This is a genomic window from Bacillus sp. FJAT-47783, from assembly GCF_022808615.1.
Lineage (GTDB): Bacteria > Bacillota > Bacilli > Bacillales > Aeribacillaceae > Bacillus_BZ.
The window spans coordinates 1-26,880 of record NZ_JAKZKS010000032.1 but is presented as its reverse complement, the minus strand read 5'-3'; the positions used below and the strand labels follow the sequence as shown (position 1 = coordinate 26,880).

General features: G+C 35.0%; 30 protein-coding genes. 16 read left to right on the top strand and 14 right to left on the bottom strand.

The window, feature by feature from the left end; all coding sequences use genetic code 11:
• A partial coding sequence (locus MLD65_RS16410) for a transposase (protein WP_243292931.1) occupies nt 1-320 on the top strand: 320 nt, incomplete at its 5' end.
• Nucleotides 321-355: 35 nt separating this feature from the next.
• Here MLD65_RS16410 and MLD65_RS16405 read toward each other — a convergent pair.
• The gene (locus MLD65_RS16405) at nt 356-1,354 is read right to left on the bottom strand and encodes a coiled-coil domain-containing protein (RefSeq protein WP_243292930.1); all 999 of its coding nucleotides are present in this window, start codon (nt 1,352-1,354) and stop codon (nt 356-358) included.
• A 92-nt stretch (nt 1,355-1,446) separates the two neighbouring features.
• A complete protein-coding gene (locus tag MLD65_RS16400) occupies nt 1,447-2,646 on the bottom strand; it encodes a hypothetical protein (protein WP_243292929.1) in 1,200 nt (399 codons plus the stop codon).
• Between the two features lie 203 nt (nt 2,647-2,849).
• Between MLD65_RS16400 and MLD65_RS16395 the strand changes: the two genes are divergently transcribed.
• The 8 genes from MLD65_RS16395 (at nt 2,850) to MLD65_RS16360 (ending at nt 11,031) form a co-directional block, all read left to right on the top strand.
• Nucleotides 2,850-3,989: a BMQ_0737 family morphogenetic spore coat protein gene (locus MLD65_RS16395; protein WP_243292928.1), complete on the top strand. Its 1,140-nt coding sequence runs from the start codon at nt 2,850-2,852 to the stop codon at nt 3,987-3,989.
• Nucleotides 3,990-4,115: 126 nt separating this feature from the next.
• Complete coding sequence (locus tag MLD65_RS16390) at nt 4,116-5,366, top strand: hypothetical protein (RefSeq protein ID WP_243292927.1); 1,251 nt, start codon at nt 4,116-4,118, stop codon at nt 5,364-5,366.
• Nucleotides 5,367-5,409: 43 nt separating this feature from the next.
• On the top strand, nt 5,410-5,565 hold the full coding sequence (locus MLD65_RS16385) for a hypothetical protein (RefSeq protein ID WP_243292926.1): 156 nt from the start codon (nt 5,410-5,412) through the stop codon (nt 5,563-5,565).
• 12 nt (nt 5,566-5,577) lie between these two features.
• A complete protein-coding gene (locus MLD65_RS16380; protein ID WP_347709316.1) occupies nt 5,578-5,964 on the top strand; it encodes a M67 family metallopeptidase in 387 nt (128 codons plus the stop codon).
• A gap of 160 nt (nt 5,965-6,124) precedes the next feature.
• Nucleotides 6,125-6,718: an adenylyl-sulfate kinase gene (cysC, locus tag MLD65_RS16375; protein ID WP_243292925.1), complete on the top strand. Its 594-nt coding sequence runs from the start codon at nt 6,125-6,127 to the stop codon at nt 6,716-6,718.
• 14 nt (nt 6,719-6,732) lie between these two features.
• Nucleotides 6,733-7,863 carry a sulfate adenylyltransferase gene (gene sat / locus MLD65_RS16370; protein WP_243292924.1) on the top strand — a complete coding sequence of 377 codons (1,131 nt, stop codon included), beginning with the start codon at nt 6,733-6,735 and terminating at the stop codon, nt 7,861-7,863.
• A gap of 127 nt (nt 7,864-7,990) precedes the next feature.
• Nucleotides 7,991-9,757, top strand: coding sequence for an SLC13 family permease (locus tag MLD65_RS16365; RefSeq protein ID WP_243292923.1), 1,767 nt, complete (start codon nt 7,991-7,993; stop codon nt 9,755-9,757).
• Nucleotides 9,758-9,957: 200 nt separating this feature from the next.
• Nucleotides 9,958-11,031, top strand: a complete 1,074-nt coding sequence (locus tag MLD65_RS16360; protein ID WP_243292922.1) for a glycosyltransferase family 4 protein — start codon at nt 9,958-9,960, stop codon at nt 11,029-11,031.
• Between the two features lie 193 nt (nt 11,032-11,224).
• On the opposite strand, the gene MLD65_RS16355 is transcribed toward MLD65_RS16360, so the two are convergent.
• Together MLD65_RS16355 and MLD65_RS16350 are read right to left on the bottom strand one after the other, a co-directional pair.
• Nucleotides 11,225-12,160: a glycosyltransferase gene (locus MLD65_RS16355; RefSeq protein WP_243292921.1), complete on the bottom strand. Its 936-nt coding sequence runs from the start codon at nt 12,158-12,160 to the stop codon at nt 11,225-11,227.
• Between the two features lie 32 nt (nt 12,161-12,192).
• The gene (locus MLD65_RS16350) at nt 12,193-12,891 is read right to left on the bottom strand and encodes a sulfotransferase family 2 domain-containing protein (protein WP_243292920.1); all 699 of its coding nucleotides are present in this window, start codon (nt 12,889-12,891) and stop codon (nt 12,193-12,195) included.
• Between the two features lie 447 nt (nt 12,892-13,338).
• Here MLD65_RS16350 and MLD65_RS16345 point away from each other — a divergent pair, with 447 nt between their 5' ends.
• From MLD65_RS16345 to MLD65_RS16330, 4 genes are all read left to right on the top strand, one after another.
• Nucleotides 13,339-14,061, top strand: coding sequence for an alpha/beta hydrolase (locus tag MLD65_RS16345; protein WP_243292919.1), 723 nt, complete (start codon nt 13,339-13,341; stop codon nt 14,059-14,061).
• A 124-nt stretch (nt 14,062-14,185) separates the two neighbouring features.
• Nucleotides 14,186-14,707, top strand: a complete 522-nt coding sequence (locus MLD65_RS16340) for a YjcG family protein (RefSeq protein WP_243292918.1) — start codon at nt 14,186-14,188, stop codon at nt 14,705-14,707.
• Nucleotides 14,701-15,132, top strand: a complete 432-nt coding sequence (locus MLD65_RS16335; protein WP_243292917.1) for a GNAT family N-acetyltransferase — start codon at nt 14,701-14,703, stop codon at nt 15,130-15,132. The genes MLD65_RS16340 and MLD65_RS16335 overlap by 7 nt, the downstream gene beginning before the upstream one ends.
• A gap of 94 nt (nt 15,133-15,226) precedes the next feature.
• The gene (locus MLD65_RS16330; RefSeq protein WP_243292916.1) at nt 15,227-15,910 is read left to right on the top strand and encodes a DUF421 domain-containing protein; all 684 of its coding nucleotides are present in this window, start codon (nt 15,227-15,229) and stop codon (nt 15,908-15,910) included.
• Between the two features lie 20 nt (nt 15,911-15,930).
• Here MLD65_RS16330 and MLD65_RS16325 read toward each other — a convergent pair whose 3' ends face one another.
• The gene (locus MLD65_RS16325) at nt 15,931-16,152 is read right to left on the bottom strand and encodes a hypothetical protein (protein ID WP_243292915.1); all 222 of its coding nucleotides are present in this window, start codon (nt 16,150-16,152) and stop codon (nt 15,931-15,933) included.
• A gap of 145 nt (nt 16,153-16,297) precedes the next feature.
• Between MLD65_RS16325 and MLD65_RS16320 the strand changes: the two genes are divergently transcribed.
• Nucleotides 16,298-18,559 carry a UvrD-helicase domain-containing protein gene (locus MLD65_RS16320; RefSeq protein WP_279326121.1) on the top strand — a complete coding sequence of 754 codons (2,262 nt, stop codon included), beginning with the start codon at nt 16,298-16,300 and terminating at the stop codon, nt 18,557-18,559.
• Nucleotides 18,560-19,155: 596 nt separating this feature from the next.
• Here the strand turns inward: MLD65_RS16320 and spoVIF are convergent.
• The 5 genes from spoVIF to MLD65_RS16300 all read right to left on the bottom strand — a co-directional run bounded on the left by spoVIF (nt 19,156) and on the right by MLD65_RS16300 (nt 21,126).
• On the bottom strand, nt 19,156-19,419 hold the full coding sequence (spoVIF, locus tag MLD65_RS16315; protein ID WP_243292914.1) for a sporulation-specific transcription regulator SpoVIF: 264 nt from the start codon (nt 19,417-19,419) through the stop codon (nt 19,156-19,158).
• 173 nt (nt 19,420-19,592) lie between these two features.
• On the bottom strand, nt 19,593-19,721 hold the full coding sequence (locus MLD65_RS16310) for a YjcZ family sporulation protein (protein WP_243292913.1): 129 nt from the start codon (nt 19,719-19,721) through the stop codon (nt 19,593-19,595).
• Between the two features lie 108 nt (nt 19,722-19,829).
• Nucleotides 19,830-20,063, bottom strand: a complete 234-nt coding sequence (locus MLD65_RS16305; protein ID WP_243292912.1) for a hypothetical protein — start codon at nt 20,061-20,063, stop codon at nt 19,830-19,832.
• A 503-nt stretch (nt 20,064-20,566) separates the two neighbouring features.
• Complete coding sequence (locus MLD65_RS18195) at nt 20,567-20,698, bottom strand: hypothetical protein (RefSeq protein ID WP_279326120.1); 132 nt, start codon at nt 20,696-20,698, stop codon at nt 20,567-20,569.
• A 65-nt stretch (nt 20,699-20,763) separates the two neighbouring features.
• Nucleotides 20,764-21,126: a hypothetical protein gene (locus MLD65_RS16300; protein WP_243292911.1), complete on the bottom strand. Its 363-nt coding sequence runs from the start codon at nt 21,124-21,126 to the stop codon at nt 20,764-20,766.
• Nucleotides 21,127-21,413: 287 nt separating this feature from the next.
• Between MLD65_RS16300 and MLD65_RS16295 the strand changes: the two genes are divergently transcribed.
• Nucleotides 21,414-22,088: a BMQ_0737 family morphogenetic spore coat protein gene (locus MLD65_RS16295; RefSeq protein WP_243292910.1), complete on the top strand. Its 675-nt coding sequence runs from the start codon at nt 21,414-21,416 to the stop codon at nt 22,086-22,088.
• Between the two features lie 124 nt (nt 22,089-22,212).
• Nucleotides 22,213-23,010, top strand: a complete 798-nt coding sequence (locus tag MLD65_RS16290; protein WP_243292909.1) for a tropomyosin — start codon at nt 22,213-22,215, stop codon at nt 23,008-23,010.
• Nucleotides 23,011-23,061: 51 nt separating this feature from the next.
• Here the strand turns inward: MLD65_RS16290 and MLD65_RS16285 are convergent, their stop codons facing one another.
• From MLD65_RS16285 to MLD65_RS16270, 4 genes are all read right to left on the bottom strand, one after another.
• Nucleotides 23,062-23,457, bottom strand: a complete 396-nt coding sequence (locus tag MLD65_RS16285) for a YbaN family protein (protein ID WP_243292908.1) — start codon at nt 23,455-23,457, stop codon at nt 23,062-23,064.
• 208 nt (nt 23,458-23,665) lie between these two features.
• Entirely contained in the window at nt 23,666-24,817 is a 1,152-nt protein-coding gene (locus MLD65_RS16280) for a glycosyltransferase family 4 protein (protein ID WP_243292907.1), read from the bottom strand.
• Nucleotides 24,811-25,902: a CotS family spore coat protein gene (locus tag MLD65_RS16275; RefSeq protein WP_243292932.1), complete on the bottom strand. Its 1,092-nt coding sequence runs from the start codon at nt 25,900-25,902 to the stop codon at nt 24,811-24,813. Before MLD65_RS16275 ends, MLD65_RS16280 begins: the two co-directional genes overlap by 7 nt.
• 309 nt (nt 25,903-26,211) lie before the next feature.
• Complete coding sequence (locus tag MLD65_RS16270; RefSeq protein ID WP_243292906.1) at nt 26,212-26,667, bottom strand: SPOCS domain-containing protein; 456 nt, start codon at nt 26,665-26,667, stop codon at nt 26,212-26,214.
• Between the last annotated feature and the right edge of the window lie 213 nt (nt 26,668-26,880).

Here is a 26,880-nt window from a genome sequence, read left to right as displayed (position 1 = left end):
TTGCGGACATGTATAAGGCGCGCTGGTCCATTGAAGTATTCTTCCGATGGGTGAAACAGCATTTAAATGTCCCTGTCTTATTCGGAACGACGAAGAATGCTGTTTATAATCAGTTGTTCGCTGCTTTCATCGCCTATGTCCTTCTAAAATGGCTATATGATCAAACAGCCAAACGAAAGGTATTCACCTCTTTATCTTTTATTAAATTTAAACGAAAACTGCTGACAGGAGAGCTTTCGATTGATTGGTTTTCGGAAATGATGACATTTCTAAAAAGCTACTCAACTTTTCATAGGATGAGTCTGCCTAATTTTGGATAATCAACACGCATGCTATTATTCATTTTATTACACTATTATGAAGATAGTTGATTTCGAATATTCCTAATTTCTTTTTTTAATTGGTCTATTTGCATTTCTAATTGCTGTATTACTTTTATACTTGATGATAACCTACTGTCGTATACGTGTACAGATTTCATTAATCGTTCAAGCTGTTTAACAAAATGAGGATCATTCCTAAAGTTAAATGCACTTGAATATTGTTCAAAATTAAACCCTTTTAAATATTTATCCATGGTTTCTTGTAACCGTACTTTGGAACAATGGAACTCCTCTATTTCCTGTTTGTATTTATTATTATCTTCTTTTAATTGATGAATAGTGTTTTCCAAGTCAAAAACTTGCTTTTCAAGTTGAATATTTTTTTCTTTTATTTGATCGTAGTGCTGATCCACCTCTTTAGCTTCCTGCTTTAATAATCTACAGGCCTTTTGAAGCTCCCTATTCTTTCTCTTATAAATTTCATTTTCTACTTTTAATCGAACAGCCTCATCCTTCGTTCTATTTAACGTTTGTTCCTGCTGACTGTGTTGAGACTCAAGAGCATATATGTGCCACTGCATTTCCTCCATACCAATCTTTTTCTCCATTTTTTCTTTCCAATACTGATTGATTTCCTCCAAAACTTCATCATTTTTCATTTGTTTCTGAATACCCTTTTCCAAAGCGTCTATTTTTCTCTTTTGCTTTTGATACAACCTTATCATTTTCATCCAGTCTTGCTTCAGTTGATTTCGCTCGTGTTTCAATGCTTGTATTTGTTTTTCGTAATCTTCTCGATGAGCTTGCTGATTGTTTTGTTTCTCGAGCTGACTTTGAATGTTCTTCAACTCATCTAACAGCTTGTTATTTTCTGTTTTTAACGATTCAAGCTGGCTGTAATGGTAATCCTCTTGGTATTCCTTAAGCTTTCGAGTACATTTAGAAATTTCGGAATTAAGGTGGATGATGAGTTGATGGAGTTGTAGTTTACTAAGTTTATGAATATTTCTATATTCAATCACTTTTTTCATTCTGCATCATCCACCTTATTATTTCTCGCTCTTCAATAACCCTTATTGTATGTATATGCAAAATAAAAATTATAAGAATAAAAATTATTCTATTACATTTTAAACGAAAAGGTCATTCGATTATTGGAGCGAAAATGTAACTGAAGATCCTCAAAATATACAATCCCATCAATTAAAATTTGTTTCTTTTTATCAGGTTTTTTCAGTGTCAATTGAAAATTTCTCAAAACTTGACTTTCATTTGGAGGAATCATAATTCGCTTAATCGGAGCAATCCAAAACTCTCCCCGCTCCTTGGCCTTTTCAAACCAGTCTTCATCTAGATATTTCCATCCTGTCATTTCATTTTCTCCTTGAACACTTAATGCCTCTGCCATTTCTGGTGGTACAATCTGTCCACGAAAGTTAACGTACTCAATGGGATCAGCTTTTATACATATGAGAGGATTATATAAATTGATATTTCCAGTGTTTTTTATATATAAATCTCCTAACGTTAATAACCGCTCTTCCTCTTTATCAAAAGGGTATACCGTATAATTAAAAAATACTTCTGCAGAAGGTTTTGACTGTAACGGAGTAAACCCATTTATTCGTTTTTCCGCTTTATCCTCTTGCTTAAATTTTTTTGTATTTACCTTTTCATTCGTTTGCTTCGTTAAAGATTCATTCATCGGTTGTATATTGAATAACTCCATCGGTAAACAGGTTAATAAGGAAAAGGGGTGTCGGTGTAGAAAAAAATACAGAATGGCTGATGCTAGACTAAGAGATAGCTGATGAACAACTTCTTCCTCTTTAACGTAAGAGTCTATTCCTTTAATGATTAACTGGGGAAAAGGTACTTGATTAGGCATTCTTTTAAATTCATGCACTATATTAAATCGAATTAATTCTTTTTCTAGCGTGAATTTTACTTCTTGATTCGGGAAATAAAGATTATGCATAATCATTAATTTATTATTTACTTTAGAATCAACAGAAAGCTGGATCGAAAAATCACCTTCATCCACAGTTGTTAAACGTTCATTTATTATTATGTTCGCGCCGCTTTGTAACAAAAGCGTTCTCGTTTTAGATAAAATTTCTTGATGAATCCCCCTATCCTGATTCTTTTCGTATTCTAAAACAATCGTTTTTCCCTTTAAGCTAGAATATATGGCTAATTCCCGATTCGATATATTAACTTTCGTTTTTAAGCCCATTTCTTCACATAAAAGACGGAAGGCTGCAACGGAAGCATAAGGAATTGAACCAATTGTCTTATTCCCAAAAAGTAAAGAAATCGTCATAACGCCCCTCCTGAACTCATGATTTAAAAGCATATAAAAAATATTGCATGTATGACCATACTAATCTTTATTTAAAAAAACATTTCCATATACCCATTTTCCCCAATATTGAAAATTTAGGCATTTATTTTGTTACCAAACCCCTAACATTTAAATATGATATATGGAAAATTATTCTAGGTAAAAGAAAGGAAGGAATGTAGGTGAAAGACTTTAAACCAATTAAAGGTTCACAAATTCTCCCACCATTAAACCCTAACAATTTAATGGAAGAATGTATTCGCGTTCCGAAAGTATATGACTGGGTTTTCGATACGAATAGCGATACAAACAAAGTCCCACTGCCAGGTGATCCAACCGATCCAGAATCTTGTGCGGGAAAAGTACGTGCGGCCTTAGAAGCAGGTAATGACATTCGCATTGAATGTTCAGAATCTTCCTCTGAATGTGATGTTGTAGAAGTCGTAAATGGAGCGCCAGGAGAAGCAGGAACTGTTAGAATTATTTGGACCGCTTTTTTAATTGTTCAAGTATTTAATCAAACAACAGGTGAGCTACTCTGTGAATTTGATGTTCCAGTTCAATTCGATGATGTTTATGCTGTTTGTATTCCGGCACCTTTAGATGAGAGTAACGTTCGTTGCGAAATTACACGTGTCATTTGCAGAGCGACAAATCGAGTATTATTAGGAAATATGGTTGAACTAACGGTTATCGTATGTAAAGAAATTCAAATTGAAAATGAAGTGAAATTAGAAGTCTTAGCAAAATTCTGTCAACCACGACCAAATGATATTCCACCTCCTACACCACCTGAAGAAGAATGTCCAACATTTGAGTTCCCGCCACAATGTCCGGATATCTTCCCACGTCAAAACTGTGACTGTCAGGCGGCAGCGGATTCAATAGTCCAAAATCAAACAGTACTATTCAACGGTGATGCTGAAATCGGTGATGTAAGTTTAACAGCACAAATTTGTAATAATTGTGTACTTTCACAAAGCTCATGGACATTTGCATTTACCGATACAAATGGATATTTATACAACGACCAAAGCTTTACAGCAACTCCATTATCCTTTAATGTAACTTGCGTTGATGATCTGGCACCAGATACAGTCATCATGACGGTAACAGGAATCGCAACAATGACCTTCACATCGACTGGCCAATCACAAAATGTTAATTATACACTAACATTAAGTGAATTACCTGGAATGAATGACGAGTATCAGCTAATTTTATCTGATTCGCTTGGTAATCCAATCTTTAATAGTAACCCTGTTGTTGTTCCAGATGCTGACCTTATTGTACGCGACTGTGAAACATTTAATGAACTATAATCAATCCTTTTTTAAAGCTATTGGGAGAAGAGAAGCTTCTCCCTTATTTTTTGTCTTAATACGCACACACCCAAGAACCTTCACATATATGTAGTAAAGGCTATTTATAAGGAAGGGATGATTTTAATGGAAATACAAAATGTCCCTCAAGAGAAAAGAAATACGTTTATGATAAATTTAAAATATTATGAAAGTCAATTAAATGGATTTTCTAGTTCACTACAAAAAATTACCGAAGATTTTAAAGAGTATGAGCAATTTGAACACACTCTTAAGCAAAACTTTAGAAAAATGAGAACTAAGATCCATTCACTTTCACATACTCCCGAAATCGAACAAAAACAGAATCATCTTCACATCGAACATCATGTAAATGAACATGATTCACTAAAAAAAATATTAAAACAAAAAAATCACGCGATGAAAGAATTTGAAAAAAAAGAAGAAATATGGAGAAAAACGATTACTCTTCTGAATAACACTGTTAATGAAGTGCCATTTATGGAAAGTCGAAAAGAAACAATTGTGAAGAATCATACAATGAAGGAAACTGTACATCCACAAAAAAGACAATCAATACAACAGCAAGTAAAACAACTCCAAAAAGAGCTTGAACTTAAAAACATAGTTATTGAAAGAAATGATCTTTTCATGTCTTTTCTTAAAAGAGAATTATTCCCATTCTTATTCATCAAGGAAGAAACGAAAAATTGGTTAGTCGAAAAAGAACATTCGATTCAGACCATTTCTGAACATTTTAGTGATGTTGAGCGTACATTATCCGATATAAAGAAAAATTCACAAATCCAATTGGAAGAATATAATTTATGTGACAAAAGGAAGTGGATGAACATGATATGGCCTGGTTGGAATCAGGAAAAGGCGGAAGAACAAAGAAAGAAGTTGATTCAATTAAATGACGCTGTTGAAAAAATCCAAGGTGATTTACTTGAATATAAAAAAATGCTGTCTGAAATAGAAAATACTTTTTCTAATTATCAAGTACAAGAAATAACACTGAAAGAAAAGGTGGAAGATTTATTACAACATTTCAATGAGCTACAAAGCAAAAAAGAACAGGAACTGTATGAAAAAATCGAAAAGTTAACTAGGTCATTAAACGAAAAAGAAGAACAACACCAAAAAAAAGAATCAGAATACCAAAATAAAATTGAACAAATCAATGGGGAATTACAACAATTACAAGATCGAGAAGAACAATATAAAAAGGTCATTCAGCAGCTGAAAAACTCATTAAATGAAGCCTATATGAAATTAACCCATTCAAACCGTGAAGAAAGCCCAGTGAACACTCCATCGCATCATAATCCTTATACATCGGTCATTAACCCTTTTAAATATAGTAGAAAAAAATAATCCATATGTAAAAATCACTTTATATGGAAAGGAGCCAAAACTTGTGACACCTGATCAACTTCGCCAAATTTACCAACAAGTAAAAAGTCAACCTAAAAGAAAAAATTTAGAGAAAACACTGAAACAACCTAGAAAGACTCTTTCTCTTCAACCGAAAAAAACATGTAATTGCGGTAAAAAATTAAAACGAGCTAATTGAAACGCATTCTATATAAAACAATCTGTATGGAATGAAATAATCGATCATTGTAAAAAGGAATTACCGTATGAAGCTTGCGGATTACTTTCAGGAAAACATAAAGGCGGAGAAACAATATGGAAAATGGAAAATACCGAGCGAAGCCCTCATGCCTTTGCAATGGATTCTGAACATTTGAAATGGACATTTTACGAAATGCAAAGAAAAAATGAGTCCTTAACTGGAATTTACCATTCTCATCCAAGTGGAGCTCCTTATCCTTCATCAAGAGATATCGAATATGCCAACTACCCTGAAGCTGTTAATATTATTGTCTCCTTAGCCTTTCAACAACCTATTGTAAAGGGGTTTCAAATTATAAATCGGAAAGTAATTCCCGTCGATTTAAAGATTATTTAATACTAAAATTTTGTAAATTTATTGAAATAGATTTTGACCGTATGTTAACGGTCTTTTTTATTTTCAACGAATAGACAAAAATGGAATTTTCGATGAAGACACACATGTAGATGTTAGTTTGCATAAAAAGTAAAGAGATTTTTTACTAGGAGGTAGTACATTGCCAAATAATCATATTCATAAACACTTGCATTCAGTCAATCGATACGATCGAAATCAGTTGAATCACCATAATAGTTTCTTAATTTGGATGACTGGCCTTTCCGGTTCTGGAAAAAGTACCATCGCAAATGTTCTTTTAAAAAGACTTCATAAAGAAGGAATACGCAGCTACTTATTAGATGGCGATAACTTACGGTACGGTATAAACAGTGATTTAAGTTTTACACCTGAAGACCGGCACGAAAATATACGACGAACAGCTGAAATTGGGAAACTAATGGTTGATGCCGGTCTCATTGTGATAGCAGCCTTAATAACTCCACTTGAAAAAGATCGTAATATAGTAAAAGAAATCATTGGGAAAGAAAATTGTAAAATTGTCTTTATCGATTGTTCGTTAGAGGAGTGTGAGCGAAGAGATCCTAAAGGACTGTATAAAAAAGCGAGAAAAGGAGAAATTCAACATTTCACAGGGATATCTCAAAAATTTGAGCCTCCAGCTTCCTATGATTATGTTATCGATACATCTAAACATTCCATTGATCAATGTGTAGAACAACTTTGGAATTTTATTACACCACTTCTTAGATAGGAGATGAGAAGAAAATGAACAATCCGCACGGAGGAGAGCTAGTCAATCGATTTAAACCTGATTTAGACGTATCGTCTATTTCGTATGAAGTAGAATTGGACCGAACCGCCTTGTCCGACTTAGAACTAATAAGTAATGGTGCTTATAGTCCTCTTACCGGCTTTATAAATGAAAAAGAATATCTATCCGTCCTTACCAGCATGCACTTATCAAATGGCATAATTTGGTCAATCCCTATTACATTACCTGTAAAAGAGCGAGATGTAAAACAAATTCCACTAGGTTCTAAGATTAAATTAACCTATAACAATACAGCATATGGTGTTATGGAATTAAAGGAGTTATACAAACCAAATAAACTTTTTGAAGCAGAAAAAGTTTATTTAACAACTGACAAAGATCATCCTGGTGTTCAAAAACTTTTTGATCGTGGAGACGTTTACTTGTCAGGACCAGTCTATCAAGTGAAAAAGATTCCCCCTATTATTTCATCTCCTTATTCTTCTAATCCAAAAGAAGTAAGAAACAAAATAAATGAAAAAGGCTGGAAAACAATCGTAGGCTTTCAAACAAGAAACCCAATTCATCGAGCACATGAATATATTCAAAAATGTGCTTTAGAAATAGTAGACGGACTTCTCTTACACCCATTAGTTGGAGAAACAAAGGCTGATGACATTCCAGCAACAATTAGACTAAAAAGCTACGAAACTCTTATCGATCATTATTACCCAAAGAATCGTATTCTTATCGGCCTATTTCATGCTTCCATGCGTTATGCAGGACCTCGAGAAGCCATATTCCATGCCATTGTACGGAAAAATTTTGGATGCACCCATTTCATTGTTGGACGCGACCATGCAGGTGTTGGAAACTACTATGGAACTTATGATGCTCAAAAAATATTTAATTCCTTTAAACAAGAACAGCTTGGTATTACCCCCATATTTTTCGAACATAGCTTCTTTTGCAAAAAATGTGATGCCATGGCCACGTCTAAAACATGTCCACATAACACTCAATACCATGTGGTACTTTCCGGTACAAAAGTTAGAGAAATGCTAAAAAAAGGTATAAAACCCCCATTGGAAATAACAAGACCTGAAGTGGCTGAATTATTAGCTAAATTGTTAAAGGATCATTAGCACAAAGCGTGAATGAATGTAAAAACGTCTATATACGCGAATATTTGTAACAAATCGGAAACTATTGCATTTGATAAAAGAAAAAATACTCTTATTAGTCGTCTATGACAAAATTAGGTGAAATTTCATGTCAATTGATTTATTTTTATTAATTGCTGTCATGATATTCGTGTTTATTTCATTAATAAAAGCCTGGTTAGTACCGGAACTAGCCTTTTTTTTCGCCCTTTCCATAATAACAATATTTGGCGTTATCACACCTGAAGAAGCACTAAAAGGCTTCTCTAATCCTGGCGTTCATACTGTCGCACTTCTTTTTGTTTTGGCTCACGCCGTCTATAAAAATGGGGTTCTTATGCAATTTTCACAAAAAATATTAGGCATGAATAAAAGTATCCAAATCGTGTTAATTAAATTGATGTTGCCTATTTTTTGCCTTTCAGCATTTTTAAACAATACTCCTATTGTATCGATGATGACCCCTGTTATTAGGAACTGGGGGGAGAAAAACGGGGTATCTCCTTCTAAGCTATTAATTCCCCTTTCTTATGCTGCAATTTTAGGCGGTATGATCACTTTAATCGGGACTTCTACCAATTTAATTATCGATGGATTATTGCAGCAAAAGGGTTATAAAGGGTTTCAACTATTTGAATTTGCTATTATTGGAATTCCTCTTTCTTTAACCGGATTATTTTATATGATGATAATTGGTCATCGTTTGCTTCCAAATCGTAAAGTAATTACTGAAAAAATAAAGGCCTCGAGCCATGAATATATTTTTGAAATTTTCGTTTTGGCAGACTCACCTCTAGTTGGTCAAACGATTACCGAAGCAAAGTTAAGAGAACTTCACAATCTGTTTTTAATTAAAATCATTCGGAACAATCAAAGTATTACTCCTGCCTCCAATTCTGAAATCATTCAAGCAAATGACCGTCTAATTTTTTCAGGCAATATTCAAACTGTAAACCATATCCAAACCATGAAAGGAACTAAGCTAGTTACAAATGCTGATCAAACTGTTAATAACCATCAACTCATTGAATTTGAAAACTTAACGGAAGTAGTTATTTCCCATTCCTCCCCATTAATCGGTAAAAAAATTAAAGAAAGCAACTTTCGCTCAAAATATAATGCTGCTATTATTGCTATTCGAAGAAAGCACAAAGATATTACGTCTGGTATCGGTTGTATGACATTAAAGCCAGGAGATACACTCCTTCTTATAGCAGGAAACGATTTTTTAAAAACTTGGTCAGACTCAAAGGATTTTTATTTTGTATCAAAAGTGATGCATACCCCATATAATAAGAAATATTTTGTATTAGTTATTATAATCGGAATGTTTATCTCCATCTTATGTAATGTGCTTTCATTGCTAAAAGCTGCAATGTTAGGGGTTGTTATTTTGTTTTTAACGAAATCCATTAACATGTCAGAAGCAAAAAAAGCGATGCATTGGGATGTACTCTTGATTATGGCATCCGCTATCGGAATTGGTGCAGCGATAGAAAAAACAGGCCTTTCCGTCATGATTGCAGACTTGTTTACGAGCTGGGGTGAAGTTGTAGGACTTCTCGGTATAGCTTTTCTATTTTATCTAATCACAAATATTTTAACTGATATTATAAATAACCTTGCAGCCGCTGCTATTATGTTTCCAATTGGATTTGAAATATCAATGAAATTCGGCTATGATCCGAAAATGTTTGCTATCATTACAGCCATCGCAGCCTCGTGTAGCTTTATGACTCCAATTGGTTATCAAACAAATTTATTAGTTTACGGTCCAGGTGGTTATCGTTATACGGATTACATGAAAGTTGGTTTTCCTTTAAGTGTTTTATGCATGATTGTCACTGTTTTAATATCCGCTCAAGTTTGGGGATAATCCTAAAGTTAACATAAGATCAAAAAAATAAATTCGAAAATGATTAATCTACATTAGAGTCTGTTAAGTCTTTTATTTAAACAGACTGTTTTTTATGACCATTGTCTGTTGCTAAAAACGAACAAGTAACATTATTTACTTTTTTGTTCTACATTTCTTAAATAAAAACATACATATAATTTTGAATGGGGGTTAGATAAATGAACATACTGTTTACATTTACGGTTCCAAGTGGTGGGGTTGAAACATTAAATAGACAGCGGTACGATGCTTTAAGTAGAAAAGGAATTAACTGCCACTTTTTATATCGCCATAAAGGTGCAGGGCTTCAAAACAAAGTAAATGCCCCTATTTTTATTTCAAATGATGAGACCGAAATTAAATCCATTATTATGAATGGGGATTACGCAGTCATTATCGTTGGTTATGATTTGTTGTTAATGAAACAAATTCGAGAGTTTGGGTATAAAGGAATTATTATTTATGATAATCAAGGGATTGGAAAAAGGAAGGAATATATTGATACCTATATAAAACAACAGGCCCGTTCGTTTATTAATCAATATTGTGATGCAATTTTGTGTCCGAATACTCCTCATCTAGTTCAAGCTTTCAAAAAATATTTTCCTCATAAAAAAACCTTTTATTTTCACAATTGCCTTAACACCGATAAATTTACGTATCAAAAACATCCAAAAAGAGAGTCACCGATTATCGGATGGGTTGGAAGACTTGAAGAAAACAAAAATTGGAGAGATTTTCTCGAACTCGGAAGTCGATTAATTCAAGAAAACCCCTCCATTCAGCTTTGGATGTTTGAGGATCATTCCTTATCTTATCCTTCTCAAAGAACTGCCTTTGAACAAAAGGTGAAAGAGTTAAAAATCCTTCCACACCTAACCGTTTATAAGAACCAACCACATCATAAAATGGCAGATTATTATTCCATTATTGGTGATTCCGGCGGATTTTTATGCTCTACCTCTAAAGTGGAAGGATTCGGTTATGCAGTTCTGGAAGCGATGGTTTGCCGCTGTCCTGTTCTCTCCACCGATTCTGATGGCGTAAAAAGCTTTATTATACACAATGTAACAGGAAAATTTTTTGAGTTTGGAAACATCGGGCAAGCTGCTCAGGAAGCAAAGGAATTAATGAATAATATTCCTCTACGAGATAAGATCCGTGAGGCTGGAGTAAAGTATATTGAAAGTAATTTTTCACTGGAAACGTATGCAATGCATTTTATTGGGATGTTAAAGCAACTTCAAAAATAAGCGAAATAGTTGTTTATTCACTTATCTAATTTATTTAAAACCCTAACCCTTTTTCTCTTTATTTTTTCATAAGTCAAGTAATCTATGCTAATTATAAACCAACCAAATATTACCGTTAAATTTTTTGTTCTTCGAACCAAGTATTCTGCTATGAAAACCAAAAAAGCTGTGTAGCATTAAATGAATCCTAAAATTAGTGTTTAGAATTTTTGATTGTACTCGAGATGATTTGTATTAATTGATTAGCCCTGGTTTCCGTCGAATGATTTTTATGCACAAACTTATAACCTTGATCAGTTATTCTTTTTCTTTCTTTATGATTAGTAATATAGAAATAGGCTTTTTTATTAAAATCAAACTCATTAATTGGAACAAAATGAACACCAGGAATAAACCCCAAATCCTCTAATTCTTTAAAAGTAGGAGCTAGAAGTAAAGCCCTGCATGCCAAAGTTTCATAATATTTCATTACAGGGTAATTAAAAACTGAACCACATGTAAAAAACACCATAGATTTATTTAACCACTTTGCATAATTTTCACCTATAATCTGTTTTTTTTCTTCAATTTTGCTTCGATTTACATATCCAGGATGCTTCCTATATACAAATTCCGGATTATTTTGGTAATATCTTAATATCTTGTTTCTTAAAGGATATACATCTATATTTGTTGCTCCTAACATTAAATAATTTATTTCTTTTTTTATTTTATAATCTTTATAAATGTTTGTATTAACGTGGTGTGGAATCCAATACATTTTATTTAAAAACTCAGGATAAACTTCCTTAAATTTATCACGATAAACTGAAAATAAATAGTTTATATTATTTTTTCTAATGTATTCTCTTCGTTTTTCTGTAAATCGCTGTATATCATTCACAAATAGCCCTGTTGGTATTTGAATAGATTTTAGCCCTTCTATTACTGGATTTAATTCGATTCCAATATCATTAACCATCAGGATAAAATCGGGTTTTACAGGTAGCTTCTCTATTATACCTTTTATATTTCCTGACTTTCTCCATATCATTAAGTTTGAAATTTTACTTAATTCTTGTTCTAAATAAAAATGGTTTTTATTTAAAAAACTCGATAAATCTTTAGCTATATATAATATATTAAGCATTTTCCCTCTCCTTCTTTAAATATTCTTTACTTTCATGTAATTTCAAAAAACCTCTTTTTGAATAAATTGGTTGCCCAATGATATAGTTCTATATCTAACAAATTATTGTTTTCTATTCTTTTTTGTAATTGTAATGGTATTTCTTCCTTATCTACTCTCATGTTATTTACGTTAACTTCTAAATTTTTATACTTTGAAACGTCCCACATCAAAAATTTCCCCAGCATAAGTAACGACATATTAAATTTTTCAGTAATTCCTATAATAGGGAAGTGGTTTTCCAAATTACTCTTAGCTTTTTCTAAATTTAAATCACCTCCTGAAGCATATCTAGTTTGCAAATTATTGGTTCTAATTTGAAATTTGGGATCCTGACTTTCGATATAATCCTTCAAACTTAGATTATTCTCTTTAATTTTTTTCCAAATATAAGGATCATGTTTCTCAAATCTTTTAATATAATAATATTCAGAAATGACTCGATCTATCGGATCACGCAACATTGTAATGTATTTATAACTTTTATTTAATTCATGATGAAATCCAAAATAGTCATGCCCTAAAATACATTTAATATTATCCGTTTTTTTTCCACGTATTGCATTTGGATAATGCTGATACAATTCTGAAAGATGAAATTGTTTGGTAATGATACTACGCAAAGTAGACCCTGCTGTTTTAGGAACATGCATAAATATCAATATCTCATCATTATTTAACTTTGTGTCCATATTTCTTCTTCCTCCCCAAATCTTTTATTTTTCAAAATAGAATTAGAATTAAAACTGTTTTGTTTTAATTATCCAAAGACTTTTCATCTGTCTTAATTAATTTATTCAAATGAGTCAACATGTTTCTAGGTACAATGCGGAAACCTTTATTCAAGGATACTATCATAATTAACTCTTACTCTTTTGCAAGGAAAGGAAGACACGAGAAATTAAATGATATAAAAAGAATATTGGAATGCCAATCGGTAGCTTTTATAGGAAAGAAATGAAGTTCACGTAACGTTATTTCCATAGTATTTTACTTAATAAAAATACTAATATTAGTCCAATTACGGATTACCGCATTATTTATATGACTCAATTATTAATTTTTTTCTAAATCAAGAATCCATGTTAGAATAAATGGAAACGCTGTATTTATTAACACATCTAGATGGGGGAATGAAAGTGGTACAGAAGGTCGCACCAATACAAGAGGAAAAGATTTTTAGCAAAGAATTAAATGAAGAAATTGAACTGATGATTTATCTTCCGACGAATTTCTCTCCGTTATATAAATACAATATTTTAATCGCTCAAGACGGTGCTGATTATTTTAAGCTCGGAAAGATTGCTCGCTTTACGGAAGAATTGGTAAGTAAACGAGCCATTGAAAATGTGATTATCGTCGGCATTCCATATAAAAGTGTCCAAGATCGCCGCCGGAAGTATCATCCAGAAGGCGAACAAGTAGGCGAGTATATACGCTTTTTAGCTCATGAGCTCGTACCGTTTTTAGATGCTAAATTTCCTACCTACCAAATGGGACATGGTCGAGCGTTAATTGGAGATTCTTTAGGTGGTACGGTATCATTAATGGCAGCGTTAGCGTATCCACATACATTCGGCAGAGTGATGATGCAATCACCATTTGTCAATGAAGAAGTGAAAAAAGCTGTCAAAGAGTTTCCTTCTCCAGCTCTTTTATCCATTTATCATCAAATTGGAGCGAAAGAGACGGAAGTAGAAACGACAGACGGTGAAATAAAAGATTTTGTGACACCAAACCGAGAGCTTCATGAATTAATGAAGCAAAAAGGATACCCTGTCGTTTATGAAGAGTTTGACGGTGACCATCGCTGGACGTATTGGCAGCCGTTATTAAAAGACATTTTAAAGAAGATGATGTAAGGTATGCGAAAGTGTCGTTCACTTTCGCCTTTATTAAGTTGTCTAAATGTTCAAAAACGGTTCATCTTTCTTCGAACAATTTTGTTATAATATTTATAGCACTGTAAATTAAGGAGGTTTTGCCATGAAGTACGGAATAGTTTTATTCCCTTCAAAAAAATTACAAGATATCGCCAATTCATACCGAAAGCGTTATGATCCTCATTACGCACTCGTTCCACCACATTTAACTTTAAAATCAGTGTTTGAAGCAGACGAAAATAAAATTCACGATATTACACGTGAATTACGAAATATAGCGAAACAAGTGAATCCTTTCCAATTATCTGTTTATAAATTCAGCTCGTTTTCACCTGTCAATAATGTCATTTACTTAAAAGTTGAGCCAACAGAAGAGTTGCAAACACTTCATGAGCTCATGCATAAAGGGGTTTTAGAAGGTCAGCCTGAATACGCATTCGTCCCACATATTACGATTGGACAAAAAATGTCAGATGATGAACATTCCGATGTTCTCGGACAATTAAAAATGCTCGATATTCAACATGAAGAACTTATTGACCGCTTCCATATCTTATATCAACTCGAAAACGGAATGTGGACGGTTTATGAAACGTTTTTATTAGGAGAAGATGACGATTGCTAAAAGCTATTATCGTAACGAAACAAAACGAACTGGAAGATGCCTTTAACGTGCGTAAAAAGGTGTTTGTCCATGAACAAAACGTACCCCTTGAATTAGAGATCGATGATTTTGAAGAAGAAGCAACACATGTTGTCGTATATGACGAAGAAACGCCAGTTGGCGCAGGACGACTCCGACTAGTCGACGGTTTCGGTAAACTAGAACGTATTTGTGTCCTTTCCTCCTATCGCGGGAAAGGAGCGGGGTCGATTGTTATGGAGAAGCTTGAAGAAATTGCCCATCAAAAAGGTGTTTCAAAAGTAAAGCTTAATGCGCAAACAACTGCTGAAGCCTTTTATCAAAAACTTGGATATGAAACGATTTCAGAAGACGTCTTCCTGGATGCAGGTATCCCGCATGTGTCGATGATGAAATCTATTCGTTAATTGGAATCCCGCTTTTAGGCGGGATTTTTCTTTTTTCTCTTTCATAATTATCGTCATTCCTGTACACGCTAATGTTATCGACCAGAAAAAGGTGATGGCAGTGGAATTTTTTAAAATCGGAATCGATTTGATACTAGGTTTTGTCTCCCTCTTTTTTTTGACAAAGCTTCTCGGTAAAACCCAACTAAATCAAATTACAACGTTTGACTTTATTTCTGCTATGGTACTCGGGGAATTAGTCGGGAATGCCGTATATGATCAGGATGTTGGGATTGGAAAAATAATTTTTGCCGTTTTCTTATGGGGGGCTCTCATTTACGGATTAGAGTTTATTACACAAAAATGGAAAGGAACAAGATCGTTTTTAGAAGGTCAACCTACACTTGTCATCCATAAAGGAAAAATCATACGAGAAAAAATGACAGAGAACAAACTGGATATGAATCAGCTTCAGCAGCTTTTACGTGCGAAAGGTGCTTTTTCTATTAAAGAAGTCGAGTATGCTGTATTAGAAACAAATGGGACGATCAGTGTAATGAAAAAGCCGCAGTATGATTTTCCAGTTCGTGAAGATTTTAAAATCCATGGAACGAATCTTTACTTAACATCGACTTTTATTATTGACGGAGAACTCGTCATCGACAATTTACATCAAGCAGGCTTTAACGAGGATTGGTTGCTAAAAGAATTACGAAAAAAACATATTCACAAAATTCAAGATGTTTTTTATGCTGAATGGAACCCGAAAGAAGGCTTACATGTTCAAGCATTTGATTAGCTTTCTTTCTTTTTTATCATTTAAACATACATATCAACATACATTCCTTTTTTTATATGCAGCTTTCGAATCGGATGATTTTGCCTCGTTTTTACTTGAAACCGCTCAAACTCTTCTGCCGCTCTTTTTTCGTTATAAACTTTTTGAATCGGAAAATATTGTACATAATCAAATTTGTCTTTCACCATCCTAATATGGTAATCGGTATATTGTAAATTCGGAATTGGAGCAATGTATCCCATCTTCCTCCCCTCCTTTCCTACTACTTCGACATTTGTATCGTACATCCCTTGTCAATACTTTTATCGTTCATTTGGATTTGATATGATTGAAATTGTCTTTTTATTTTATGAACGAACGATGTTGAACGATGTGGGAGTGTTCCTATTGAAATATGCAAAATGGAATGAACGTACGATTTATCTTGATCGGTTAGAACGAAGTGAATATCAACGTATTTTTACAGCAGCCAAAAAAAGTGAAGTACGCTGTTTACAATGTGAAAATGAAGTTCGACTTTATTTAGGAATTCAACAAACACCGTATTTTTATCACCTTAATTCGAAATACGACTCCATCTGTGGTGATAACGAGCAACCTCCAGTTGCCGCAACGGTGGAAGAAAACAAAGAAGCGATTTCAGTTGGTGGCTTCCATCTTCCAAAAGGGAGATCCATTAAACAAAAAGAAGCAAAAGATTTGACGCAATGGAAAGCAGCAAAAAAAGCAATCATTCAGAAACCATTTCAAGAAAAGAAGCTTGAGGTGGATAATGGTCCATTCGCTTTAGATGTGAATCAACAAAAAGCCGTTGAAACAATTGAAGGTCCGGTACTCGTTTTAGCGGGGGCAGGTAGTGGGAAAACACGGGTTCTAGCTTCACGTGCTGTTCACATGATTGAACAAAATATACCACCTGCTTCCATGATGCTCGTGACGTTTACTTCAAAAGCGGCGAAAGAAATGAAAGAACGAATTCAAACCTACTTAAACGATCGACAAATAAAAGCACCTCTTCCACTCACGGGGACTTTTCACAGTATTTTTTATCGGATTTTGTGTCACCATGATCCGAAATGGAAAGATACGAATCGATTATTAAAATGGGATTGGCAAAAAGAACAATATATCATCCCAAAACTAAGAGAAATGGGGCTTGAAGAAAAAGACTTTCCTTTTGATCAAGCATTAGGGCAAATTAGTTACTGGAAAAATATGATGCTCACGCCGAGTGATGTAGACGCAACAAACAAGTGGGAAAAAGAAGCAAAAGCCCTTTACGCCCATTACGAGCAACAAAAAGAAGAACACGGAACATTCGACTTTGATGACATGCTGATAAAATGTTACGAACTTTTAAAAACAAATCCTCTGTTACTTAAGAAGTATCAAGAGCGATTCCGCTACTTTTTCATTGATGAATTTCAAGATATTAATCCCGTTCAATATGAATTAATGAAAATGCTGTCGGAACATACGAAAAATGTGTTTGCTGTCGGTGATGATGATCAGTCGATTTATAGCTTCAGAGGAAGCGACCCTACCATTATCCTTCACTTTAAAGACGATTTTCCAAATGCGAAAGTCGTTCAATTAAAAGCGAATTACCGCTCGAGTCACAACATCGTATCGTGTGCACACTCCATTATTAAACGGAATAAAAACCGCTATCCGAAAGAAGTGTTTGCACAATTTACTTGTGAGGACAAACCGATCTTTTTCTATCCATTTGATGAAGAAGAAGAAGCAACGATGATCATTCAAGATATGAAAGAGCGAATACAAAAAGGGGAAAGTCCAAATCACTTTGCGATTTTATACCGAACCCATTCGATGGCCAGGGCCATTTTTGAACGGTTAAGTGAATCGAATATTCCGTTTCAAATCGAAAACGACTATGAATCTTTTTATGAGAAAAAAATGATTAAAAGCATTTTATCGTTTTTGCGCCTTAGTGTAAACGAAGAAGATGTTACTGCCATTTCCCATTTGCTGTCAGCTCTTTTTATTAAACAAGCCGCCTTAAGTGATTTAAAGGCGCTATCCATTTTAGAAGATTGCACATTTATTGACGCCTTACCGAAGTTACAAGGATTAAAACCTTTTCAAGTGACGAAATTAAATAAGGTGAAGCGCTTGTTGCCGAAACTAAAAGAGATGAAACCGATTCACGCGCTCGATGTTATTGAAAAGGATTTAGGATTTGCTGACTTTGTAAAAAAACGTGGCCATGAAGGAAATAAAATTGAAAAAGGCTCAGATGAAATTCGCGACTTAAAAGTTGCCGCCAAACAGTTTCAAACCGTCCAATCGTTTTTAGCTCATGTCGATCATATGGTAGCGAAAACGAAAGAGATGAAAAAAGATAAACATAAACGCGGCGTTCAGCTTATGACGATTCACCGTGCCAAAGGGCTTGAGTTTGAAAATGTATATATTTTAGCAGCGGTAGACGGCGGCATTCCACACGACTACGCATTAGACGCATACAGCAACGGGGATGATGCTCCTTTAGAAGAAGAACGTCGACTTCTATACGTTGCCATCACTCGCGCAAAGAAATATGTAGCACTTTCCCTCTTACAAACAAGGCGCGGGAAATCGGCGAATCGTTCACGATTTTTACATCCCATCTTACGAGATAAATAAAACACGCAGCGGAGAAAGGCATGACAAGTGAAGATCTCGTCATGCCCCTATTGTTTAGCCTTTCCAAATTGTTATATTGAGTGTTCTACAATAGGAATGTAGTCTCGAAAACATTGTGCAAATACTACTATCGAGGTACGCGGTGCAATTAGATGATGCACTTATTGGTGTTTATATGCAATGAAGCCGTTTGAAATGCAATTATAGAATGTTAAGTGCAAATACGCCTTTTTAAATGCAATATTAGAATTCAAGTGCAAATACGCCTTTTTAAATGCAATTGTAGAATTTCAAGCGCAAATACGCCTTTTTAAATGCAATTATAGAATTTCAAGCGCAAATACGCCTTTCGAAATGCAATTATAGAATTTCAAGTGCAAATACGCCTTTTTAAATGCAATTATTTTGAAATTCGTGCAATTATACCGTCAAGTGGTGCAAAAAAGGACGAAACTCGTGCAATTCCTCTTAAAAGTGGTGCAATTATCGGTTGAATGCTTGTCAGAAAGCTTCGTAACGTGTTCGTTTTTCCATGTAATTAGGCTATTTCCATTCAAAAATGAAAGAAATCACGAAAAAATGTATGTTTTCCGAGATTATTTTTTCTTATTTTCGTTTAACATTTTGGCGATTGTATTAAAGTCCATTTTTTCTTTTCCGCCTACAATAGTTTGGACAATTTTATCTTCTAATTCTTTCGGTACTTTTTTATTCGCCAACTGGGAAACTCGATGTACAACACTTCGAACCGTTGCCTCGTCTTTAAAATTGGCGTTTTGTAAAGAATTGGCGAGTTCAAACACATCTTTCATGCTCACGCCTGTTTTTTTCTCGATATTTTTAAAAAAGTTATTATCCATTCTCATTTCCTCCTTATTTGATGGTATATTGTATGAGCTAAAGAGGAAAGGGTGCAAACTGATTAAAAACTGAGTCCACCTAAAGTGATTAGGTGGACTCCCCATCCTCGTATCAGTAACTCACCCTGTTATCACAGATTAAATTTTAGAATACATGCACACGTTTTTAGCGATTAATATTTGACGAAAGCTATACCGATGATCACTAAAAGGATGAATAGTACGAGGACTATCGCGAACGAGCTGCCGTAGTATCCTCCACCATATCCGTAACCGCCATAGCCACAATATCCGTAACCCATATATTTACACCTCCTCTATATCCCTTCACTATAATGTATGTTTTACCAGGCAAAATGGAATAGACGAAGGTATAGGTCATGTGCGGATTTTTTATTGTTCAATTGTTGCTAATCCATATACGAAAACCACTTCGGAACCTTTCCTTGATTCTCTTTCAACCATTTTTCAATAAAACGTGCATGGCGTTCCATTTCTTTTTCAAAATTGATCGCACTTTTATCTAGTTGATCGAGTTCTTTCTGCTTTTTCGCCATCCACTTATCACCTTTTGCAATGACTTGATCATGTTCACCGTAAATGGTGTCAAACCATTTCGCTGCTTCTTTTTCAAATTTCCCCATCTAATCTACCTTTCTCATTTTTACTTCTTACATTTTATGTATACTGACAGAACCTGGTGCTCTTTCAGCAGTTTACTTCCCGAAATCTAAAAAAGAAGACCATAAGAATGTTGATTTTACAGCATTCTTAGGGTCTTAATGTTGAAGTGTTTTACCCTAATATGGAGTTTTAGACATACCCATTTTTTGTAAGACGAGAGTTTATCTCTTTTTAATAAATTTTTCAGGAATTGATGGAGTATGCAGTCTTAAGAACCTTTAATCTAAAAAGGGGTAAGCTTATCTCTCGTGCGGTTGCGTTCTTTTTTATGAACTTGCGGCGTTATGATCCAAACTTGCTCGAATTTGAACCCAACTTGCGGATTCGCTTTTTTTCTGCTTGTCTATAAACGAAAAGGAGTATTTATGCCCCGAAATCTAAAAAGGTAGACCTAATATGGACTTTTTAGACAGCCCCTTTTCGAAAAAAATAGGAAAATAAAACACCCCATCTGGATATGGGGTTAAGGACGCTTCACATATTTTTTGCCACAACCGCAGCCTTTTTTCTTCTTTTTAGAGGATGGATTTGCTTTGTTGTTTGACGTACCGTAAATAACTAGTGGGTTTTGATTGTTGTACGACTTTTTATACATTCTGCTTCCCCTCCCGTCTTACCTATATCTTATGATGTTTTTTAATCCGTTGTTTCAGCATTTGACTAGTCTTTACGACTTTTTGTATTTAACTGGGAAGAAGATTGATTTTTTAAGTTATTGATAAACCAGGAGTCTTCTCGATTCGACACCGGTTCTGACGCTTGGACAATTGATTTTTCCGATTCTCCTTTTAGCTGTTTCGTTTCTTTTTGAAATGCTTCATATTGATCAAGATCGATTTGTTCATATTTTGCTAGAAGTTCTTTTAATACCATATTTTCACTTTCAAGTCGTGAAATTTCTTTTTGATTATGATGGTTTTCTTTATAATCTAACAGTTCAGCTCTCGCGTTCGCCAGCTCTTCTTGTAAATAAGCGATTCTCCCTTTTAGTCGTTGGATTGTTTTCTGGTCTTGGTTATTCACGAAACATTCTCCCCTTTCCTAAAGTAAAAATGAATAGACAAGAAACCATTTTTCTCCCCTCGTCATACGCTAATATAGAAATCTCACTCCTCTAGGCATTTTGATTGAAGGACTTTGTAAAAAATATCCTTAATAAAACAAATTCAAAAAACTCGTCCATTATGTCATTCGCACAAAAATTCCGCTAATGTCACGGGCACAATCAATGGGTTCATTCATACTATACAGTAGACCCGATACCTTCTAGATAAATGTCACGGGGAAATATATCGCAAGGAGGAAAAGACGTGAGTCACAAACGAACAGAAAAAGTTTGTATTAAAACACGTAAAGTGTTTGATTGGGTAACGCGTCAAGTAGACTTACCCCTAATTAGCAAGTCTGGTTCTGACTTAAATCACTTCTTTATCTGTCACGGTCATGATCATGATGATATTTCTCAATTTTTAGATGAGCACAAACATTCAGGTCCATTTACGGTAACTTGTGATGTTATTGACGATTCAGTGACTTGTGAAGAAATACCACAGCCGGGCGGACGACTAGATGTTACGGTTACGTTACCAAACGGAGATGAAGTGACCCTTCAAAAAGTTAAGGTAATCGTAAAAGGAAAAGTAAATGTAGACATTTTAGATGGAAATGACAATGTCATATGTCGTTCTAAATATCCAATTCCATTCGTAACAGCTCAAACATTCATTCTTTGTGCACCTGAAGGAACTGACATTGATTGTGAAGTCACATTTGACGAGTGCGATGCTGTCCTCATGGTGTCACATGATATGAAGCAACTAGACATTTCTATTACATTATGCTTAGACGTTCAAGTAGAAGCAGACGTAAAACTTGAAGTAGAAGCAAGATTCTGTAAGCCTCGCGATGAAGATATTGCAGGAATCGATATTTGCCCTGCTCCAAAATTCCCACCACAATGTCCAGAAATCTTCCCAGCACACTAACACATTCAAGGCTGCTACCCTTTAAGCAGCCTTTTATTTTTTATTATGAAATGAAATGCTTGAATATGACATACATATTGATTAAGAAGAAACATTTCTATTTGATATACGAGGAGGGGAGCTTATGAAGCGTGATCCTTCTATTCGGGATGAAAATAAAGACCGCATCATTCAGCTTGAACAAAAAGTATTACATTATAAATCCGAAGTGACCCATTATCAAGGAAAAATGAATGAGCTAGTACAACAAATCAAAAAGGAACAAACGCGCATTCACTATTTACAAAATAAATTAGTGGAGGCTCAAACACATAATATTGAAAATTATGAAAAGAAAATTTCCCAGCTAGAAAAACAAATAATGGAAATGGAAGTAGAGCTTGAAGAAGAAAGAAAACAAACGTCAGAAATCATGAAAAGAGCCGTCACAGAAGTAAAAGAAGTAAAAATCGAACCGATCCTTTCCCTTCAATCCCACTTTTCCTACTCGACCATTTTGCCATCAGAAGATGAAACACATGTGAGCTTAATTGGCGACTTTGTGATCACAAATAAAGGGAATCAATCCCTTCATGATTTAATTATATGCATTCGTATTTCTCCGAAAGAAGCGGGGAAAATGAGCGGAAAAATAGTCATGAATCGAAAAAAAAACCGGGTGATCGAAAGCGATTTATCGTTTTTACAATGGGAGTTCGTCCATGAAAATTGGATGGAAAAAGTAAAAGAGACGGGGGAGTATTGGTTAAAACCGGTTGGATTGACGAAACTCGCTCCAAATGACTCGATTTCCTTTGCAAACTTTGAAGCAAGGCTTCAAAAACCGGACGAAAAAAACGTCGTCATAGTAGATGGATTTGTTTATTGCAGCGAAATAAAAAGCGGGGGGCGCGCATTAAATAATATTGTCATAAACTTTTAAAAGCAAAAAGGAGCTCTGCTAAAGGAAAAACAGAGCTCCTACGGTCATTATTCAGGAATTATGAGGCTGCCTCATCTTACTTTCTTTACGCGTCGGAACGATAAAAAACAATACAAATGTTTGCAGCATCAACATACCCATTAACGCATAACGAATAAAATGACTGTCGATATAATAAATCGAAATTCCAACAGATACGTAAAGAAAAACAACAATTTTAATCTTACTTTTCATCGCAACAGCACGCGTTTCTTTAAATTCTTGCACATACTTTTTATATAAATTCGTCGAAACTAACCATGTATGAAACTTTTCTGAACTCCTCGAAAAACAAAACAACGACAATAGGATAAAAGGAGTTGTTGGTAAAAGCGGTACATAAACTCCAATAACACCTGCTGCTAAGGAACTAAAGCCAATCGTTAATAATAAAAACCTTGTTACCATTCTGCTCTCCTCCATACCCCGTTGCTTTTTTATATATTAAGTCAAACGAATCAACTACTAGTACTATTTGATTTTGCCAAAACAAGTCGATTATGTCTAGTAAATTATACGTGGAATACTTTTTTAATTCAAATCCAAATTAAGGTCAGGTTAAAAGAGCCTCTTGGTAAAAAATTTCCAAAAGGCTGTTAATCTACTTTTTTCGATATTATTTGGCTGGTACCCCTTCCCACACCTCTAAAATGTCATTCGCTACTCGTTCCCAAAAAAACTTACTTTCCGCTAACATCCGGTTATTCTGCCCCATTTTGTGACAAAGCTCTTCATTCGAAAGCAATTCAGATATTTTTTCGACGAAGCACATCGTTTTTTCTGGTTCTTCTACGATTAGACCGTTTTCATAAGGGGTTATCACTTCTGGATTTCCACCTCGAGCGGTTGTAATAATTGGCATTCCTGAAGCCATTGCTTCAAAATGAACGCGTGCTAACGGTTCCTGCCATTGAGAAGAACAGACGAAGATATCTCCTGCCCAATACCATTCATGCGTTTTATCAGGCCCTACGTAGCCTGTTGTGACAATCGGAACCGTGGATCGTTCCGCTAAAGCTCTGACATATGCTACATAATCACTAATTTGATTTCCACCGAACCACTTGCTTCCGACAATAATGAGGGCAATATCAGGATAACGCTTTGCTAATTCCGGCAATGCCCTTATTAACACATCTGGCCCCTTCGTTTGCGATAAGCGCCCTACAAATAAGATGACTTTTTTCGATTGTAATTGGTGCTCAGCACGGATGGCTTCCCTTATCTGTAATGCCTCCTCCGTGTTGCAAGGTGTAAATTGTGTAACGTCTACACCTGAATAAATCGTCCGAAGCTTACCTGAAGCTTCTGGATACAAATCACGGACGACATTGCCAACATAATCGCTTACCGTTACAATTCGTTCTGTTTCTTGAATGACTAATTTTGCTTCCTCTGGATGAATTTTTTCGAGATTGAACATGTCATTGTGAAGGCTAAGAATAATCCGTGCATGTGGGGCTACTTGCCGTACTGGTAGGACAAGGCGAGGGCGATTGAAAATGTGGATGATATCATAATCTTTGTCAATCAAGTACTGAACAACTTCATCCCGATATTGAATAAACTCTCCTCCAGGGATACGAGCATACTGAATGTTGTCTCTCATCTCTAGTGAAGGAAGAGATTTGTCAGATCGACCGAGTATTGTTAATTGATATTTTTCACTTAACATGGAAGAAACGCCATCAATATACGTTTGAATGGCTCCACCACGGATATTCGGAACGGGAAGCTTTTCCGTACAAATCATCAAAACGTTTAACATAATCCTTTCTCCTTCCATTCTTTCTCTAGCTCATGTAAAATCTCAAATTTATTTGCTTCTGATTCTTGTAAATTTTGAATAGCTATGTCTAGTTGATCATTTAAAAAATTCATAGGTTCATAAACGATATTCTTTATTAAAATATAAAATTCATGTGGGAAGGCCAAATCAATTAATAAAATACGATATAAGTCTTTTTCCATTGGATTCATTTGGTGATAAGCTTGAACAACTTCTGAAATCCACTGCTTGTTCCACCCAATTTTAACTAATATTCTCGTAATAAACGTCCGTAAATCATGGACTGGAATGTCGTATGACACACCATCAAGGTCAATAATCCAAACGCCATTCGGTCCCATTTGGGCATTGCCCCAGCCGTAATCTTGATGGACAATTCCCCAGTATGATTCACCGCGATAACATAAGTCGTGATAAGGCGATTGTTCTAATCGAGCCAAGGCATCATATCCTTCTTGTTGAAACCTATCAATAACAGATAAAATGGATGAACTTGCTTCTGTCTCATTGTATAACTCGGCTATGTTGCGAAACCAATTTAACTTCGTGATCATCTTTTCGTATTTATTCGGCCATTTAAATAATCTTGATGGAGTATCAGCCCCTTTTGGCGATACATAGCCTTTTGAAAGTCGATGAAACTCACCTAAAGCTGAAGCAAGTGCTTTCGATCCTTCAAAATCTTGATTAAGCATCGTAAACGGTTGAATCCATTCCGTCACTATCCATAGCTTTCCCCCCGCTTCTACACAATCTTTACCGTCAATAGTAGGTATAACTTTCGGAACACGAGCACCTTGCTCTACTAAATAGTGCTGGGCTCCAATGCTAAAAAGACTTCGAGTATTTTTTCGATGTAATACTTTTAAGCCAATGGGGCCATTATCTGTATCTATTCGCCATATTGCCGCTCCTTTATGCGGTTTAGTTGCCATTAACGCCATTCCAGCAACCTTTACATCATAGTAAGTGATTACTTTCTTCGCCATTTCTTCAAGATATTGTGGAACCCCATCATTTAACTCTGGATTTTTTTCCACTTCTTCTAGCCACGGACCGATCATTTCATTCGTTTCGACTACTTCAACTAACAACGGGTTAGATGTATTAAGTATCCACTTATTTCCGATATGATGATTCCGTTCCTTACTCTCCATAAGCACACCTCACATATATATTTTTTATGCAAGCTCCGTTAAAAAGCTCTTATGGATAGTATATTGACAAACGGTTACAAAAGGATGGACAAAGTACCTTGTTCATTCGCACATTTTTCCTATGTAAAAGAAAAAAGTCTCTTGAAGAAAAGGTTTTTCAAGAGACTCTTCATGCATTTCATTCGACAATATTCGAGTGTTACTTAGGTTCGCTTCCTACTTATCTTTTCGTATACACACTTTAATTATATCCTTTTCTAAAACCTTCCAAAATACATCAACTGTGCTGCTTCCTGTCTTACGGGTACCCATATTTTGGACTCTAGGAGTGCCTTCACATAATACAGCCGCCCCTACGACTTTAAATGAATCTCCTTCATTTGCATCATCTCGGTCTATTATACATTGGAACGGTCGTTCATCAGTAATTGTATTTATTTCAGTTGTACCATTATCGTTTACAGCTGTATATACAAAAGTTTTCCTTACCTTCCCACATACAATTACTTTTTCAGGACAAACATCCTCAATAACTGGACCTACTACCTCTGCCATTACCTCGCGTATTGTATTTTCTCCTTGATCTAACGCAGGTGGAACGAGCTGTGTTTTAAACTCTACGGCAATTTGACAACATGTTTGCGGATTAGCTTTCGGACAAGTATTTGACATTGATTCTTTTCCCCCTCTATTTTCCTACTAATATACTTTATGGGAAAGCCTTATTATTGATATAGGTGATTGACTTACATAGATAAAATAGAGTAGGCGCATGATTTACTCATGCGCCTCTCGCAGTTCCGTACGTGCGGGTCATCGCATACGGCTCCTCCATGATTATCTCCATTGGAGATGATGTTCATTGTAAATATCCACTAAAGAGAC

Coding starts and splice junctions, on each gene's coding strand:
- MLD65_RS16405 (WP_243292930.1), bottom strand. CDS start 1,354: ATGAAAAAAGTGATTGAATATAGAAATATTCATAAACTTAGTAAACTA.
- MLD65_RS16400 (WP_243292929.1), bottom strand. CDS start 2,646: ATGACGATTTCTTTACTTTTTGGGAATAAGACAATTGGTTCAATTCCT.
- MLD65_RS16390 (WP_243292927.1), top strand. CDS start 4,116: ATGGAAATACAAAATGTCCCTCAAGAGAAAAGAAATACGTTTATGATA.
- sat (WP_243292924.1), top strand. CDS start 6,733: ATGAACAATCCGCACGGAGGAGAGCTAGTCAATCGATTTAAACCTGAT.
- MLD65_RS16365 (WP_243292923.1), top strand. CDS start 7,991: ATGTCAATTGATTTATTTTTATTAATTGCTGTCATGATATTCGTGTTT.
- MLD65_RS16360 (WP_243292922.1), top strand. CDS start 9,958: ATGAACATACTGTTTACATTTACGGTTCCAAGTGGTGGGGTTGAAACA.
- MLD65_RS16355 (WP_243292921.1), bottom strand. CDS start 12,160: ATGCTTAATATATTATATATAGCTAAAGATTTATCGAGTTTTTTAAAT.
- MLD65_RS16350 (WP_243292920.1), bottom strand. CDS start 12,891: ATGGACACAAAGTTAAATAATGATGAGATATTGATATTTATGCATGTT.
- MLD65_RS16340 (WP_243292918.1), top strand. CDS start 14,186: ATGAAGTACGGAATAGTTTTATTCCCTTCAAAAAAATTACAAGATATC.
- MLD65_RS16330 (WP_243292916.1), top strand. CDS start 15,227: ATGGCAGTGGAATTTTTTAAAATCGGAATCGATTTGATACTAGGTTTT.
- MLD65_RS16325 (WP_243292915.1), bottom strand. CDS start 16,152: ATGGGATACATTGCTCCAATTCCGAATTTACAATATACCGATTACCAT.
- spoVIF (WP_243292914.1), bottom strand. CDS start 19,419: ATGGATAATAACTTTTTTAAAAATATCGAGAAAAAAACAGGCGTGAGC.
- MLD65_RS16310 (WP_243292913.1), bottom strand. CDS start 19,721: ATGGGTTACGGATATTGTGGCTATGGCGGTTACGGATATGGTGGAGGA.
- MLD65_RS16305 (WP_243292912.1), bottom strand. CDS start 20,063: ATGGGGAAATTTGAAAAAGAAGCAGCGAAATGGTTTGACACCATTTAC.
- MLD65_RS18195 (WP_279326120.1), bottom strand. CDS start 20,698: ATGTATAAAAAGTCGTACAACAATCAAAACCCACTAGTTATTTACGGT.
- MLD65_RS16290 (WP_243292909.1), top strand. CDS start 22,213: ATGAAGCGTGATCCTTCTATTCGGGATGAAAATAAAGACCGCATCATT.
- MLD65_RS16285 (WP_243292908.1), bottom strand. CDS start 23,457: ATGGTAACAAGGTTTTTATTATTAACGATTGGCTTTAGTTCCTTAGCA.
- MLD65_RS16280 (WP_243292907.1), bottom strand. CDS start 24,817: ATGTTAAACGTTTTGATGATTTGTACGGAAAAGCTTCCCGTTCCGAAT.
- MLD65_RS16275 (WP_243292932.1), bottom strand. CDS start 25,902: ATGATCGGTCCGTGGCTAGAAGAAGTGGAAAAAAATCCAGAGTTAAAT.
- MLD65_RS16270 (WP_243292906.1), bottom strand. CDS start 26,667: ATGTCAAATACTTGTCCGAAAGCTAATCCGCAAACATGTTGTCAAATT.